The sequence below is a fragment of the Methylobacterium sp. SD274 genome, assembly GCF_017355285.1.
Classification (GTDB): Bacteria; Pseudomonadota; Alphaproteobacteria; order Rhizobiales; family Beijerinckiaceae; genus Methylobacterium.
Map to the genome: position 1 here is coordinate 131394 of NZ_JADIJP010000005.1, position 16452 is coordinate 147845.

The window sequence follows — 16452 nt, forward strand, 5'->3', positions numbered from 1 at the left end:
AGCCTCAGGCTCAATGGCGCGGTTTGTGCACCGGTTGGAGCGATTCCAAGTGCTGACGCGAGAGAGGGAGCCATGCTGGGCCATTCGGTCGACAAGTACGTGACAGGCCGGTTGCTCGACACCTCCAACGATTTGCGCTGGTCGACTCTGCACGCCGAACGCTGGAGCCATATGCCCGGCGAGCTCCCGTCCCTCACCCCACGCGATACCGAAATTGCCGTCCAGTTGGGCGGTCGCACCTTCGTCGAACGCGTCGGGGACGGACGGCGTCAAAAGACTCACGGCCATCGCGGCACGATTTGGCTCTGCCCGGCCGGGATCGAAGAAAACTATATCAATATCGCCGATCCGATGGTCGATTGCCTGCATATGTTCATGCCGGCTCACCCATTCGAGCAGACGATGCTGCGGGATCTCGACATAGACCCCGCCCGGTGTGAATTGCGCTACGATGTGATCCAGCAGGATCCTTTCATTGAATATGTTGCCTGTCGCGTCATCGATGAAATGGAGCACGAGACCGCAGCCGGACGTCTTCTTATCGAAACACTGGGAGTCGCGTTGGCGGCCCATCTGGTCCATCGCTATTCGGCCGCGACCATCCGCATCCCGGAGAGCGGCGACAAGCCCCTTGATCGACGACGCCTGGAACGGGTCGAGAATTACATCACGGCGCACCTGTTTGAGGATTTCGCGGTCGCCGATCTGGCGTCGGCCGCCTGCATGAGCGTGGCGCATTTCACCCGCAGTTTCCGTGCGGCGACGGGGCGTACGCCCTACGAGTATGTGAGTGGACGCAGGCTCGAACGCGCCAAGCATCGGCTCGTGACCGAGGAGACACCGATCTCCGAGATCGCAGCGGCGATCGGCTTCTCGTCGCAGGCGAATTTCACGCGCGCCTTTCGTAAGGCGATGGGCGTGACCCCAGCCCAGATGCGTTCCTCCGCTCAGAAATAGACGCTGCGGTTTGCTCCGAAGAGACGTCTCCAACCTCCGGACATGGATGGGGTCCGCAAGAAGACCGCAGATCGGAGGATCGATTGAGCGCGCTCTTCTCCATGACACGATGCAAGGGTCGAGAGCGCTGGTTCGGGAGCGGTATCGGTGTCATTCGGCGCTCGACGCCTGCTGTTCCGCAGGCGCAACCCGGCGGCGTGCAGAGCCGGGCCGAGTCGCGTCCATGGCCATGACACGGAGCCCGGACGAGTTCCCGTCGGCCGGCCATTCCTTCGGATGGATCGAGACGATCAAATCGTTGCGAACGCCCGTTCGCGCTCGCGCCGCCGGCTTCAGCAGGAATCGAACAACGAAAGATGGTTGCGGATAAAGACCGCAGGCGGAAAATCCGGATGCTGACCCTGAAGAAAAACCCCGACATTTGATCTGGGGTCGAGGGGTCTCTCATGAAATCAAGATTTGGTCTGAGCCTGATTTCGGCTGCCCTATCCACATGCATGAGCTTTAGTGCCGAGGCGCTTGAAGTGAATCCCGGCGATTACGAACAGTTCCCCTCCGGGGCGACAATCGGATTGCTGTATTATCAGCATGGCCGTGGAGACGAAGCCTACGCGCGGGGTGCCAAAACGACATCAGATGCGAAGCTCGAGACGAATGTTGGCATCATCCGCCTGCTGCATGTTTATGAGATCGCCCCGGGCGTGACGGTCGACCCGCAATTCCTCCTCCCGGTTGGGGCGATCTCGACCGGCGGTGTCCTGTCACCCCTTGGATCGCCGGGCGGCGTGGGCGACATCATCATGGCCACCGCCTTCAAGTTCAAACTCAATACCGAATTCAACGATGTCTTCGCCATCACACCTTATCTCATTGCCCCGACGGGGACGTATGACGAGAACAAGGCGCTGAATTTTGGAGCCAATCGCTGGCAGGGCGTCATTCAGGCGGCCTACGTCAAGCACTTCAATCCGGTTTGGTCGCTCGATCTGATCGGCGATGTCGCCTTTTACTCGGACAACACACGCTATAACCTCGGTGGCATCGGTTGGCTCTCACAGGATCCTCAATTCGAGCTGCAGGCCTATCTGCGGTACAAGATCAATCCTGCTTTGGAAATCGGCGGCGGCCTCGGCGGTAAGATCGGCGGCAACCAATCCTTCGAGCAGACGTCGCTGCGAAATTCACAAGCGACCCAATATGGCCGTCTCGCGGTCGCCTATTTTCCCGAGCCGACCCTTCAAATCCAAGCGATGATTGGCCAGGACTTCATTGTCGAGAATGGAACGAAGCAGTCGACATTCCTTCAGCTGCGGATTGCAAAGATTTTTCCGTAGAAAATCAGCTATAATAGGATGGCAGATATCTAGCCTGGCTTTGGACAAATCGCCGCTTCGGCATGTCGATTTGGCAAAAAAGATTGCTCATGCCGTAGCATCCCTCGGCGCCAAGACGGACACAATATCGGCTACGTTACCGATATTGTCTTTCTTGGGGTTGGACTTTGGCAAATCCCTCAACCGCATATACTGGCAGGCAGCGTTGCCTTGGCGGCAAAAAATTCGGAAGAGGTAAGTGCGTTCCCTGCAGAGCATAGTACTATCTACTAAGCAGCTTCAGAATTATACAAACGTTGCCGAGCACGTTCGGCAACGCCTCGCTGCAGTCTTACTACATACGCCGACGCATCGACTTACCCCTTACAATGAAATTTTTGAGTCAGCTCCTCTGCCTCGCCCAACTATTTGCTCTTTCGTTGTGCGTCGAAACAAGCTGCGGTGAGGCGTCCTCTTGACAGGATGTCTCACGATGGCTCGACGCCGTATTGCCCCCGCCGACATCGCAGGCACGATCGAGACCGTTCGCATAATTTGCGTCGCAAACGATGCGATCCTACCGATTCTACAGCGATCGAATCTCTTTGCAGTACGCCCGGATTCCTTCCGGCTCCCCCTCGTCGGTATCGACTTCGCTCTCGTACGGGGTGAACGAGGAGCCCTCACGCTTCGCCGCAACGACGGTGCAATCGAGGAACGATGCCCCCTCTGGACGACGAGCATATCGCAGCAACGATTCACGACCGTCACAGATGGAATGATCGGCGCCGATCAGGGTGAGGATGGGACCGGATTGGCTCTCTCGTTCGACTGGACCCTGATCCGTTCACGATCAGGGCAGGAACAGGCCGAACTGGTCTTATGCATCCGGTATCGATTCGAGCCGTTCTGGCTTGACGAGATGGCTTATGCACTGCGTGATCTCGCGGAACACACGATGAACCGTTTCGTCACCCGCACCATCCTAAAGCAGCAAGCCTAATCGGCGTCGCAACACCCGTCGCGCTAGCGAGGCGGACGACACACCGGCGCAACGCTACAGAGGGACCGGGCACACCCGCGTGTTTTTGGATACTTGAACGCGCTATAAAAGTATAAGGGCATTGGAGTACCGGATGGGACAGCGAGTACGGCATGTAGCCGTCCGGTAGGCACCGGCATGCACCCAACCGCCTACGGCACTACGTGCGACCGCAGGCACTCCTGTACGGCCAGCCCCTACGCCACATAAGACCTACGCGCTGCCCACGCAGCCACCACGTCGGCACGTCCCCCTGCCCACTCCGCCGACACCGATCCGGCATCCCGCTACCACCGAGCCTTTGTCCGGCACGCCGCCACCGCCACTGCCGCTACCCATTCTCGTTCATGATCCGACGGGCAACGGGAATCCTGACCTGACCGCACCACCGCGGCCGCATGTCAGGATTTCATCATGGCCGACAACGCCCTCATCCCGCTGCCCCGCCAGCGACCACACCCCTTCGTCCACCCATCTCGACGCTTTCGACCTCACCGGGCTCGGACCGCTGACCATCCTGCCGATCAACTCCGATGCCCAACGGTCGAAGCCACCACGTCTTCGTCCCCGCCGACCACCGCTTCAAGGCCGCCGCCGATGGCGTTCACCACCGTCCTTCTCCCGATTTTCCTTGCTGCGGAGGAAATACCTTTCGTACAGAGCCGTACCCCGACGGTCACCGCATCGTAGTGCAGGCGTGACGCTGGCCTGACCAATAGATCCGCTTTGGCGGCCTCTGCCCGGAGGCAGACCTGAAGAAAGCCACCCATCTCGGACGCTTCGGGAGGGCGACATCTGTCAGATTTTCACCACCAGTTCGCGCTTGGAAACGGCAGGCCCACGAATTGGCAATAGCTATACCCCCGATATACCATAGCGGGAGATACGCCTGCGCGGACAGATGCACGCTCGTAAAGATGATTGTATAAGGCGCATCTATGACATGTCTGGCGCGGAATAATCAAAGTGAACAATCACCCTGAAATCATCATTGATGCGGCAAGCTATGTATATCGCTTTCGCTTATTCGCGGTTATAGGCGGAATTTTAGGTATAATTACATGCTCTGCGGGCTTGGCGCTGGCAGATCAGCCTTCGGCCAAATTATGTACGAGCGAGCCCACCACTACCGCGACAGGGGTTTGCATAATGAACGCCCTCAACGAAGCGGATAAAAAACTCAACCTCGCGTACAAGAAGGCTCAATCGGTGATCGAGCAGGATGACCGCGGTCAAGATGACCCCGAGGAGGTTGCCAAGGCAAAGACTGCATGGACGGCACAACTCGCGGCAGCTCAACGAGCTTGGATGGCGTTCCGGGATGCGGATTGCGGCGACCTTATCTTCAGCGAGTGGAACAACGGCCACGGAGTTCTTCCAGCGGTCTATGCTTGTCGATATGACAAGACAGTTCAGCGCACTAACGAGATTTTAAGCCGTTACCCTCTCCACTAGAGATCGCTTAGCACACTTTTGGACCATGCCATGCCTAAAAATGGAACCAGTCCCGCAAACAGAAAGTGGTTTATCGGGTTATTTATGGGATTTTCCAATCTGCTGGCATATCTCGCCATGAGCCTGCTGAATATTCCGCATAGTTTCTATGCCAGTGCTGTGGCGGGTCTTATATGTGCTGTGCTTGCGTTGAGTGCTTATAGTTTTGTCCAGAGAGAAAATTAGAAGGTTTTTCTCGGCGACAGGAAATTCCCTTCTAATATTTTTCCATCCTTGGATTGATCCAATGAGCCAATCTTGTGAACGACGCAGCCAAAATCGAAACAGGTTCGGTAGAATGCTGTGCCGAAGCATCGGGTTACTCGCCTTGTTGCCCGTGGCCTCCATTGCTCAAGAAAGTTCTTTATTTGCCTCGTCTCCATGTGGCGATAGATCTGCCATTCCAGATCCGGAAGTTTGCGAGAATCCCATCATAAAGCGCCTCGATTCCGCGGTTACAGCCGCCTACGAACAGGCTAAAGGGCGACTTCAGGGTGACCAAGCCCTGACCAGTGATCTTCAAGACAAGCAAAGGTTCTTTGTCGAGGATAGCAACAATGCCCACGCGACAGGGGCCGGCCGTCTGCAACGCTACCTCGAGACGTGGCAGCACTGGCTCGACGCAATCGGCCCTCCGCGAGAGGGATTTGCGGGTGCGTGGATCAGCGGGACCGGCAGTCTTCAAATCATACCACGGGATAAAACGACTTTTACAGTCCTGGTGCGTGCAAACGAGCCAATCCAGGGTATCTTCACATGCGAATTCATCGGCGTTGGACGGATGGACGGTGAAGTCCTTGATGTAGCGTGGGACAAGGCCGAGACAGGCGATGACGATGATGCTGAAGGGTGGACGCTTCGGATTCACCGATCCGGACATCTCCTCAGGCTTGACCAGCGTCGTAACGGTAGCGTGGCATCCTCGCCTCCGTTCTGCGGCGTTCAGGGAAGCCTAGCGGACAGCTACTTGCCTGCGCAGTATAAGCCTGAACCAGTCCTCACCTGGAGCACAACCATTACGAAAGATCGGAGCCGATAGGAATGTCATAGCGAAAAATCGGCTTTTCTCCTGCAACCTCATGACCAAGGTCGACTGCCTGTGTCAGTACCAGCGGAGGAAACGACTGTTTTCGACCGATGGACGCCCATCACCTCTACAAATAATCATCGCGCAATCTTGGCTCGTGCCACAGTTTCTTGCTTCCGGCACGAACGGATCGATCACATTTCAAGCGATCTGATGACCTTAAGGAGAGGCGTTATCTGGCATTTCATGCAAGATCCGCCGAGCAGCTTCGTGCCCTAGTGCCGCAGCCCGACGATACCAAGCTTTGGCTGCGACTACATCAACCGGAACAGCCTCGCCACGGAAGCATAGGTCGCCCAGTAAGGCCGCGGCCTCCGCATCTCCCGAATGGGCAGCACGGCGCAACCAGCGCAGCCCCTCTCCGACGTTTCGCCGGCCTCCATCACGGCCATGCAACAGGATATCTCCCCACTTGGCTTGGGCCGCTGGCGAGCCGCCTGCAGCGGCGGCCTGGAACAGGCGATGAGCCGCCGATTTGTCTACGGGCACACCGATCCCCGCCTCTGTCAGCATGCCCAGGAGATGCAACGCGGCCGGCAAACGAGCATCCGCTGCTCGAGTCACCGCTGCGGCGGCGGTCGCCTCATCCGCGGGACCAGGGGCTGCCCGCAGTAGCGCAATCCCGGTGCCGAGCCACCCCTCCGGGGATCCGCTCTCGGCCGCGCGGCGATACCAGACAGCCGAAGCTTCCGGGTCACGCAATTCCGCCGGGCCATCCCGAAGAATCCAGGCGTACAGAACTTGCGCATCCGCGATGCCACCTTCGGCGGCGCGCTGTGCCCATGAGGCGGCTTCCACGATGTCTCGGGCGCAGCCGCTGTCGAACGGACCTTGCGAGCGCGGACTGGCGCGATTGCCTTGTGCCAGCAAGGCAGCGAGGTGGAATTGCGCTCCCGAATGTCCCGCACTCGCAGCAAGGCGCAGCCACCGGATAGCTTCCGTGGCACATTGGGGAACCGTCTTGCCGGTGGAATAGCTTTGCCCGAGGTGGAAACACGCCTCGACATCGCCAGCTCGCGCCGCGCGTGCAAGGCTCCGCAACCCGCGTACATCCTGTCGAGCGAGCCGTGAGAGGCCATGCCGCCGCAAGGCCGCGCATGGCCACGCCATCACCCACCTGAAGGGGCCATCTGGGTCACGGTTCACGCATGCCATCCTGAAGCGGAGTGAGCACACGCATCAGCAGATAGTCCAGCACCGTGCGTCGGCCCACAGAGACATCCGCTGCCACCGGCATGCCCGATACCACCCGGAACCCCTCCGGCACGTCGTGCAGGGCTGTCCGGTCGAGGGACACCCTGACCCGGTAGTATGGCTCGGTGCTATCCTGCCGCGGCAGGGATGCCGCGGCCGGGTCCGAGCGCTCGGTGAAGCTTGCAGGGCTGATCGCCTGGACGGTTCCCTGCGCCGTTCCGTAGCGCGAGAACGGCAAAGTATCGAACTTCACCGTCACGGCCTGACCGGGCCGGACCCAGCCGACATCACGACCCGATACCGCCGCTTCCACCTCGAGATGAGCGTCGTTCGGCACGAGGGTGATCAGTTCCGCGCCGGATTGCAGCACCGACCCGACGGAAACACGGGCGACACTCAGCACGATCGCATCGGCCTGTGCCCTCAAGGAGACCAGTCCTTGGCGCAGGTCCGCCTTGGCCAGAGCCGCTTGGGCGCCTGAGAGCCGGCTTTGTAGCAACGTCAGGTCCGCCTCGTTGTGGGCGATCCGGCCGCGGGCATAAGCCTCGCGTTCGCTGGCTTTGGCTTCCAGGGCGCTCAGTCCCGCCGTGACGGCACTCTGTGCCTCCTCGAGGGATTGTTGCATCTGCGCCTGTGTGTCGTTGGCCGCCAGCGTGTTCATCAGGCTGCCGACCTGCAGCCGCTGCAACTCGGCCCGGCGGCTCGCCAGATCGGTGGCGATGCCGAGACGCTTGGTGCCGATCGCGACGTCGGTCTGCGCCCGCTGCAATTGCGCCTGAAGCGCGCCGGTCTCGGCGTCGAAGCGCGCGAGGGTCGCGCGGTGTTCGGCCATCCGTTCTTCGAAGAGGGCAGCCTGCTGCACGTGCACGGGATCCTGCGTCGAAGGAGCGTAGGGCCGACCGGCGATCTCCGCCTGGAGTCGCTCGATCTGGGCCGTCAGGCTCGCGACCTGCTCCTGCCGGCTCGACTGGTCCGAGCCGGTGAAGGTGGGATCGAGTTGAGCGAGCATGTCGCCCTTGCGAACTAGTTGCCCGGGTTCGACGTGGATGGCGCGCACGATACTGGTGTCCAGCGGCTGCACCACGAGCGTCCCGTTAGGGGCCGCCACGATGCCGCGTCCGGTGACCACCTTGTCGATCGGGATGAACGCGAGCGCCGCGAGACTGCTCAGCATCAGCGTACTGATGACTAGAGTGGTGCTGCGCGCCAGCGGCTGCATTGGCAGCGTGACCAGGGCGCGGCTGGGGCCGGCGAAGTCGAGGAGAGCGGCAGCGCCGTCGTCCGACTGGCGATGGAACCCGTACATCTCAGATCTCCGCCGCGACAAGTTCGTGGGTATCGGCCGGCGCCTGGACCGGCCGCCCCTTGGGTTCACGGTCGAGGTAACGGTTTTGCTGACGCCAGAGCTGCTGGTAGATCGCGCATCGCTCGACCAGCGCGTCGTGCGGCGCGATATCGACGAGGCCTCCTTGGTCGAGAACCGCGATGAGGTCGCAATCCAGGAGCGAGGACAGGCGGTGCGACACGATCACCATCGTGCGACCGCGGGCGATCCGCTGCAGGTTGGCATTCACCACTGCCTCGCTCTCGGGATCGAGGGCACTCGTGGCTTCGTCGAGGATCAGCACCGGCGGGTCGGCGACCAAGGCTCGCGCGATGGCGAGACGCTGACGCTGGCCGCCAGACAGATTGGACGAGCCCTCCTCGATCCACGTGCCGTAGCCCTGCGGCAGGCGCTCGATGAACTCGTCCGCTCCCGCGAGACGGGCCGCCTCCATGGCGTCTTCAAGGGTGAGATTGGGACGTCCGGCCAGGATATTGTCGGCGACCGTCCCGCGGAACAGCACATTATCCTGTAGGACGATGCCGAACGAACGGCGCAGATGCGCCAAGTTGATCTCACGCAGGTCGGTCCCATCGACCCGCACCGTTCCGGAATAGTCTCGGCTGATCCCCTGGAGAAGCCGCGTAATGGTACTCTTGCCTGAGCCGGAGCGGCCGACGATACCGAGCATCGTTCCGGCCGGGATTCCGAATGAAACGCCGTCGAGAGCCGGTCCACGGGCTCCGGGATAGGTGAAGCTCACACCTTCGAAGCGCAGGGCGCCGGCGATCCGCGGTGAGATGCCCCCTTGCATCGCCGCGGTCTCGGTCGGGTTGTTCAGCACCAGCGCGACCTGCTGCACGGATGTGCGAACCTCCTCCACGTCTTCGAGCAGTCGGGCGAAACCGATGAGGGGCGCCGCGAGTCGGCCGCTCAGCATGACGAAGGCGACGAGCGCACCGACCTGGACGCCGGAGACTCTGTCGAGAACGAGGTAGGCGGCAACCAGCAGGACCCCGCGATCGATGAAGCGCTCCGCCGGGAGGGTCAGGGTGCGCGGCCAGCGGCCGAGCCGGCCCGCCGCAACCTGCGCGAGGCCAGCCTCGGCGACGGCGGCGTCCCATGCCTCCCGCCGTTGCGGCTCGAGCACCAGCGACTTGACCGTCCGGATGCCCTGCACCGTCTCGACCAGCAGCCCGCTCTTGCGCACCTCGGCAGCGATCGCCCGGCCATAGGCGCGGCGCATCGCCGGCATGAAGGCTATGATCACGAGGGCGACGACGCCGGACGCTGCCAGCACCATCGCTGCGAGGATGGGTTGAAGCCAGAACACCACCGGCAGCAACACCAGCAGCGTGGTGCCGTCGAGGACGGTACTCATCAACTTTCCGGTCAGAAACGCGCGAATCCGGAAGATCTGGCCGATGCGGTGGTTGGTCTCGCCCGTGGGATGCCGCTCGAAATGATCGAGCGGCAACATCAGGAGTCGCTCGAACACAGCAAGATTGAGCTGTGCGTCGATCCGGGTAGACAGAACCTGTAGCGCTTCGCCTCGAGCATGGGTCAGCAGCGCCTCGAACAGCACAGTGATGCCGACCATGACGCCCACCAGGGTCAGGGTGGACCAGCTCTGATAGACCAGCACCCGATCGAGCACGATGGAGGTCAGCAGCGCGGGAACGATGGCCAGGACGCTGAGGACCAGGGATGCCAGCACGACGTGGCGAAGGATTTCGCGTTCGCCGAAAACCAGGCGGGCCACGGAGGCGAAACCGAACGGTGCCTCGGCCTGCGCAACACCACGTCCCTTCCGAACCAATAGCGCCTCGCCCGACCACCATTGTGAAAGCCGCAGGGCGTCCATCGGGACCGGCTCGCCCCGTGGATTAGCCGGATCCCGCAGCCAGGCGAGGTCGCGCTTGGTATCGGCCGCGACGACCAGGCCGGCGCTTCCATCGGTGAAGAGCACGACAACCGGGCGGTCGGGTGCGGCCTGGGCGAGTTGGCGCCAGGAGAGCTTGACCGCCCGCGCCCAGAGCCCTGCCTCCGATAGCCAAGCCGCCAAAGCAGCGGGTGAGGGTGGCACGCCCTCCTCCCTCAACCGGGTGCGATCGAGGTCGATGCCGTGAAAACGCGCCGCCGCCGCGACGGCGGCGATGCGCAGCTCAGCCGGATCGGAACCGTCCGGCCCGCCAGGAGGCGGGCCGGCGGTGGAAGGGGAGTCCGGCATCGTTGTGGTCCTGGCAGATCTGAGGGTGTCCGGCCTCCCGAAAGAGGCCGCACGGCTCGTTTCAGCGTTGATGGAGGCTTGAGGTGGCTTGACCGGACTCGTGGGCGAGCCCCGCTACTCCGTGACGGTCGTCCTCTCCGGGCATCGGCAAGAGACCGGCCTGCGCCTCCGGATCGTGGATCGCCGCCGCGACTCCACCGGCTGGCGCGGGAACCGGGACCGCAACTCCGGGAGGAGACGAGGCCTGAAACAGCATGCTGTTGACCGCATTCCGTGGATCGCCGGTTCCAAGGCTGCTGATCTGCCCTGGCGGCAGGGTGAACAGCTCCGTCGCAGGTGCCGCATCGGCGCCCCCCGGAGCGGCTGCGGCTACGGCCGAGGAATCGGCTGAGGCAGTCCCGGCCGGCTGAGCGAGGCTCACCAGAGTTCCCCCTTGGCCGTCGCTCGCCAGGGTCAAGGCAGCCTGCGGTGCCAGTCCCTCGATCGCCAGAACGGCATGGTCTGTGCCGTTGCCGATCAGCACCTGCGAGGCTGCCATACCGCCGGCGGCGGTTGGTGCGCTACCGGGCGCACCGATGGCCTGGGTCATCGCCCCCTGCTGGTACGCGACGTCGGCGAGGTCGATCGCGTCGCCGGCCGCCAGTCCGGAGATGCCATTGAGGAGGGCGCCGCTTCTCGTGACCGCCGCGTCCACCTTCAGCGTGCCCACACTGCCGGTTGCAAACGTGATGTCGCCGGTGCCGGCCGCACCGGCCGCACCGAGTTCGAGGGTGCCGCCGTCGATGACGGTGCCGCCGGTATAGGTATTCTGCACCTCGAGCGCGACCGTGCCGGGCCCTGCGGCGATTACGGTACCGGCACCGGTCGCGCCACTTGCGTCATGTGACCCGGTCTCGTCGGAAATGACGTCGTTGATGGTCGTGGTTTGACCGGAGAGAGCCCCGAGTGTGATCGCCTGATTGCCCTGAATGAACCAGCCCGCGCCATAGGCCTGGCCGTCGCCGCCGCCGTTCTGTCCCTGGCCGCCGGCGACGGTATCGCCCGTGCTGCCGGAATTGACGACCGTCAGGCTCGACCCCTGCTCGACGAAGACCGCGCCTCCCGCACCCAGGCCGCCGCCACCGCCCAGTTGGCTACCTGCGATGCTGCCGCTCCCGCCGGCTCCGCCGCCAAAGCCCCCTTGATGGCCCGTGTCCTGCAGAATTGGAAGACCGCCCCCGCCGCCGCCGCCGAAGCCACCGATGCCGCCGCCATTGCCCAGACCAGCGCCACCGCCGCCTCCGAAGCCACCATTACCACCGAAGGTGTTGTTGCCGCCGCCGCCGCCGCCCCAGCCGCCCGTGCTGCCATCGCCCCCCTCGCTCGTGTCGGCACCGCTCAAACCGTAGATGCCGCCACCGCCACCATTGGTTGGGTCTTGATCGATGTTTCCACCGTTGCCGCCGCCGCCCTCAATGCCACCGGTGACGCCTTTGAGACTGCTTCCGTGATCCGTTGGGGCGTTGATAAGAGTACCGACGACGCCCTGCGCATTGCCGCCGTCGGAGCCCACGCCATCCCCACCCGTAGAGGCCCTGCCGATCCCGCCGCCGCCGCCATTGGCACCATAATGAGAGCCGGACGACATGCCGTCGCTCGATCCGTCGCCCCCATTTCCACCAAGGCCGCCGCCGCCACCTACGCCTGTGCTCAACGCGCTAGCACCACCGATACCGCCCTGGGCGGTATCGTCGGAGAAGTTGACGTCGTCGAGGGCAACGTTCGCGGTCCCGGCCACCATGAGGCCGCCACCGAGACCCGCTCCGCCGCCGCCGCCGGCTGCCCCGCTCCCGCCTGTTCCACCCTGTGCCACAGTATCGGCGATGGTGAGGTTATTGACGGCAACGAGGCCCCCGAACACCATCAGCCCACGCGCGGCATGATCACCATCCAATGTGTAGCCGTTGCCCATGAGCGCGACAGAATTTGCTGCGTCGAGAATGGGCAGGTCACCGCTAGCGAGGGTGATGTCGTTGGTGAACTCGATCGCCAGCGGCCCCGGCGTTGTGCCGGCATTGGCCTGATCGATGGCCGCCGTGAGCTGCGCCTCGGTGCCGACGCGCAGGACGATGCTTCCCGGGGCTGGCGTGCCGAAACTCGCATCGGTGGCGGGCGGCGTGCCGCCGGTCCCGGCCGGAAGGGTGAGTGCGGCGGACAGCACCGACTGGTTGCCCGAGGCGTCGGCAGCCATGGCCACGACGGGGCCGGCACCGACATCCGGCAGAGTATCGGGCGACAGGCTGAACGTGCCATTCGATGTGGCGGTCGCAGTCCCGAGTTGAAGCAGGATGCCGGCCTGCGCTTGCACCTGATACAGGGTGACGGAGCTTCCGGCCTGGGCCTGACCGGACACGACCGGCGAGCCATCCGCAGCGGTCGTCTCGGCCAAACCGGCCGGTGCCGGCATCGCCTGGGTCATGGTCAAGGTCGAGCCGCCCTGGCCATCGCTCGCCACGGCGAAGGTAGCCCCGGCGTTCAGACCTTCGATCAGGACCGACTCCGACTGCGCGCCGTTCGAGGCCGTGACCTGTGTGGCGGTTTGCCCGTCCGTAGCCATGGCTCCGCCGACCGTCCCAACCGTGACCTGGGTCGCACCGGCGAGACCTGCGAAGTCTACTCGATCACCGGTCTGCATATCGCGCAAGCCCGTAACGAGAAGGCCGCCAGCGGGAAGGGCGGGAGCATCCACGCGCAAGGTCGCGCCGTCGCCGGTATCTCCGAAGGCGATCGCACTGGTGGCGCCTGCGGCCCCGCTCACCGCGAGCTCCAGCGTAGTGCCGTCACCGATGACGATGCCTCCCGAGAGGGCGTTCTCTTCCGTGATCGCGACGGTACCGCCGCCGACGGCCATCACCACTGCCGCGCCGCCCTGACCGCTCGGATCATGGACGCCGGACTGGTCGGAGATTCCCCCACCGAGTGTCGTCGTCTCGCCCGGCTTGGCGAAGGCCGTCAGGACCTGATTGCCCGAGAGGAAGATCGAATCGCCGTATCCCTGGCCGCTCCCTCCACCGCTCGCACCCTGGCCACCGGTCGCCGTGTCGCCGGTGAAGCTGCCGCCTTCGATACTGATCGTGCTGGTACCGTCGGCGAAGGCACCGCCGCCGAGACCCGCGCCGCCGCCACCGCCTTCCATAGCACCGGCACCGCCGCCGAATCCGGCCTGGCCCTGGTCGACGCCCATGATGCCAACGGCGCCGCCACCACCGCCACCGCCACCGCCGTAGCCGGCGGCTCCACCACCACCACCGCCGCCGCCGCCATACCCGCCATTACCGCCGACGTCGCCGCTGTCGCCATCTCCGGCGCTGCCGGCGCCACCGCCTCCCCAACCGCCCTGAACGCCATTGGCGCCGAGGCCTCCACCGACGCCCGCGGCATCGTTGTTGGCGGATGTGCCATCGTCCAAGCCCAAGCCACCATCCGCGCCGGTCAGGATGGAACTGCGCCCACCAGGGCCGCTGGCGCTCCCCGTCGCCGCAATGCCGAGGCCGCCGCCACCGCCGCTGCTGCCGTCCCGCCCATCGTCCTCGTCGGCCTGAACTAGGGGGTTGAGGTGCTGGCCGATATCGCCGAACACACCTCCGACGCTCGAATGCCAGGCGCTTCCCGCTCCCCCGGCGCCGCCCATGCCACCGCCGCCGCCATATCCCGCACTCCCGAGCAGAGCGCCGGCCTCCCTTGCGCCGCCCTGTCCGCCGGTAGCGGCGTCGTTCGTGAACGAGACGTCATCGAGGGCGATCGTCGCGTGGTTGACCGCAAGCACGCCGCCACCGAGACCCGCGCCGCCGCCGCCGCCGGCCTTGCCGATGCCGCCGGCGCCCCCCTGGGCGACAGCGTCCTGAATAGTAAGGTCTTTCAAGAGAGCCTGCGTATCGTCCACCATCAGGCCGCGGTAAGTATCGGCACCGTCGAGCACGTGTCCTTCGCCGTCGATCCGAACCACGCCCAGGGGCTGGTTCAGCGCTGGAAGGTCCGCATTCAGGGAGATGTCGGCCGTGACATGGATCGCGTAGTTGCCAGGCGAGGCGTTGACCGTCTCGATGGCGGCGGCGAGCTGGGCTTGATTGGCGACAGCGAGGACTTGCACTGCCCCATGGGTGGGGAGGATCGATGGCGCCGTGGGCGTGCCGTCCGGGTTCCAAGGGGTGCCGGGTTGCAGCGTCGACACCTGCTCATCCGGCGACCCCTTGGCCACCGGATAAAGTAGGATGCCCGCCGCGACCACGGCAGAAGCCGGCCCGGCGAACTCGCCTCCGACTCTCACAGCGTTTCCAAGATACCCAAGTGATCTAATGAAGACTGCAGCTCCATCTGGCGACAGTGAGCTCGCGAAGTTGGCCGCCCAGTCATTGAAGCCTTGTGCGAACGCCGATCTAGTCCCGTAATTCTCCGCATCCCTCAGAATCGTGGAGCCATAGCCGCTCGATTCATCGAGCACGCTGTCTTCGCCTGCCACCTCCGGGACGGTCGGTGGACCCCCGTTAGGCCCGACTGCCCTTCGCAGTCCCTGCAAAAGGATGCTGACTTCTGTACCGCCGGCGGTCGTATTGACGGCCTCCTGTACAGTCCCACCCTCAGGATTTGCCTGATTTTCGATAGTCGCGCCAGACATGCTCTAACCTTTCGTCGTCACATCTGGGGATACGGTCCATCTTTATGGCCCGCTCCTGAAGCGACGAGGCAACGTCGCAGCCAGAACTTGATAAACAATTGAATGCCGTAGCTGGGATGACACCAAGGTGAGCGGAACCTTAATAAAACGACATGCAATGAATTGTTGTACGTGGTGGCCCCGACCTCGTTCGATCCACCGATCCCAGGCTGACTCTGACGCTACCGCCAAGCTCGCTTGCGCTCGGGCAGCCGGGCGAACTGCTAGAGCAAATCGGTTGTCATGCTGCAGAATATGGACGCGAGCTTCTTTCCGCTGAAAGGAAAGAGCCACGCTCCTTATGAGCCCCGAGCCACCACCCTTAGAGCGTTCTCGATTTAATCTAGCTCATATCCTGCTGCGGCGAAGAAGTTGGCGCACTCGTCGGGTGTGACGGCGTCGACGAGGCGCCCGATGGCCGACCACATTCCCTCGACGGTCCGTTCCTCGGCTTTGCGCAGCAGCGCTTTCAGCTCCGAGAAGGCCATCTCGATAGAGTTGAAGTCGCTGCGCGGTCCTTCGGTTCGGGGCTGTAGGGCGGGAGGAACAACAGCTATGCGCCCGCGGCCTCGATGGCGGCTCGCACGGCAGGCCCCTTGTGGCTGCCGAGGTTGTCCATGACGACGATGTCGCCGGGAACGAGCTCGGACGCCAAGACGCGGTCGACGTAGGCCTGGTAGGCGCCCCGTTCGCGTTTATCGATTTGTCATGAATTTATATGCTTGAGCAACGGCATCGTTCTTTGACTCTGCAAAATACATGGGAATTGGAAACGCCTTCGAGAGTTTGTCTGCTTGCTGACGAAGCACGGCACGCCGTGAAACATCGGGTTCAACGACGAAGTACGCGCGGCAGACCTGGGCAAACTCATTGAGATGCACCTTGAGCCACGCGGCCTGGGTCGCGCGTTCCTCCGCAGTCTCGTCTCCGCCTGAGGCGGTCGTGACGATCGCGAACGCCCTCTTGTTTTGGATGAGACGGTCGAGCGCATCATGCTGCGAGCGCAGCCGGTCGGGTGTGCCCGGTGGCGGCAGGTCGAGCGCGACGACGGGCGGCGCATCGAGGTTTTGACCCAGATCGTCTTCGGTCGGCACGGAGGAGCGTCTTCCTTCGGTCAT

At 63.3% G+C, this 16452-nt stretch carries 9 protein-coding genes and 1 pseudogene; 4 read left to right on the plus strand and 6 right to left on the minus strand.

From position 1 onward, the window contains the following. Window positions 1–72 precede the first annotated feature (72 nt). From IPV08_RS06810 to IPV08_RS06825, 4 genes are all read left to right on the plus strand, one after another. Window positions 73–957: an AraC family transcriptional regulator gene (locus IPV08_RS06810; RefSeq protein WP_207411276.1), complete on the plus strand. Its 885-nt coding sequence runs from the start codon at window positions 73–75 to the stop codon at window positions 955–957. 446 nt (window positions 958–1403) lie between these two features. Continuing rightward, a complete protein-coding gene (locus tag IPV08_RS06815; protein WP_207411277.1) occupies window positions 1404–2291 on the plus strand; it encodes a transporter in 888 nt (295 codons plus the stop codon). Between the two features lie 472 nt (window positions 2292–2763). Continuing rightward, the gene (locus IPV08_RS06820) at window positions 2764–3273 is read left to right on the plus strand and encodes a hypothetical protein (protein ID WP_207411278.1); all 510 of its coding nucleotides are present in this window, start codon (window positions 2764–2766) and stop codon (window positions 3271–3273) included. A gap of 1005 nt (window positions 3274–4278) precedes the next feature. Further along, window positions 4279–4767 carry a lysozyme inhibitor LprI family protein gene (locus tag IPV08_RS06825; RefSeq protein ID WP_348646092.1) on the plus strand — a complete coding sequence of 163 codons (489 nt, stop codon included), beginning with the start codon at window positions 4279–4281 and terminating at the stop codon, window positions 4765–4767. A 403-nt stretch (window positions 4768–5170) separates the two neighbouring features. Here IPV08_RS06825 and IPV08_RS06830 read toward each other — a convergent pair whose 3' ends face one another. From IPV08_RS06830 to IPV08_RS06865, 6 genes and pseudogenes are all read right to left on the minus strand, one after another. Further along, window positions 5171–5674, minus strand: a complete 504-nt coding sequence (locus IPV08_RS06830; protein ID WP_207411279.1) for a hypothetical protein — start codon at window positions 5672–5674, stop codon at window positions 5171–5173. A gap of 1354 nt (window positions 5675–7028) precedes the next feature. Continuing rightward, on the minus strand, window positions 7029–8393 hold the full coding sequence (locus IPV08_RS06840) for an HlyD family type I secretion periplasmic adaptor subunit (RefSeq protein WP_207411281.1): 1365 nt from the start codon (window positions 8391–8393) through the stop codon (window positions 7029–7031). A 1-nt stretch (window position 8394) separates the two neighbouring features. Further along, window positions 8395–10641 (minus strand): peptidase domain-containing ABC transporter, encoded by a 2247-nt coding sequence (locus tag IPV08_RS06845; RefSeq protein ID WP_207411282.1) that lies wholly within the window; start codon window positions 10639–10641, stop codon window positions 8395–8397. 61 nt (window positions 10642–10702) lie between these two features. Beyond that, window positions 10703–14947, minus strand: a complete 4245-nt coding sequence (locus tag IPV08_RS24920) for a hypothetical protein (protein ID WP_281435323.1) — start codon at window positions 14945–14947, stop codon at window positions 10703–10705. Window positions 14948–15672: 725 nt separating this feature from the next. Next, a pseudogene (locus IPV08_RS06860) lies at window positions 15673–16022 on the minus strand (transposase); the annotation flags it as partial. 7 nt (window positions 16023–16029) lie between these two features. Continuing rightward, complete coding sequence (locus IPV08_RS06865) at window positions 16030–16428, minus strand: hypothetical protein (RefSeq protein ID WP_207411285.1); 399 nt, start codon at window positions 16426–16428, stop codon at window positions 16030–16032. Window positions 16429–16452: the final 24 nt, after the last annotated feature.

What these genes read in the sequence shown, in the direction of transcription:
- IPV08_RS06845 (WP_207411282.1), bottom strand. Translation starts at nt 10,641, where the DNA reads ATGCCGGACTCCCCTTCCACCGCCGGCCCGCCTCCTGGCGGGCCGGAC.
- IPV08_RS06810 (WP_207411276.1), top strand. Translation starts at nt 73, where the DNA reads ATGCTGGGCCATTCGGTCGACAAGTACGTGACAGGCCGGTTGCTCGAC.
- IPV08_RS06840 (WP_207411281.1), bottom strand. Translation starts at nt 8,393, where the DNA reads ATGTACGGGTTCCATCGCCAGTCGGACGACGGCGCTGCCGCTCTCCTC.
- IPV08_RS06820 (WP_207411278.1), top strand. Translation starts at nt 2,764, where the DNA reads ATGGCTCGACGCCGTATTGCCCCCGCCGACATCGCAGGCACGATCGAG.
- IPV08_RS06815 (WP_207411277.1), top strand. Translation starts at nt 1,404, where the DNA reads ATGAAATCAAGATTTGGTCTGAGCCTGATTTCGGCTGCCCTATCCACA.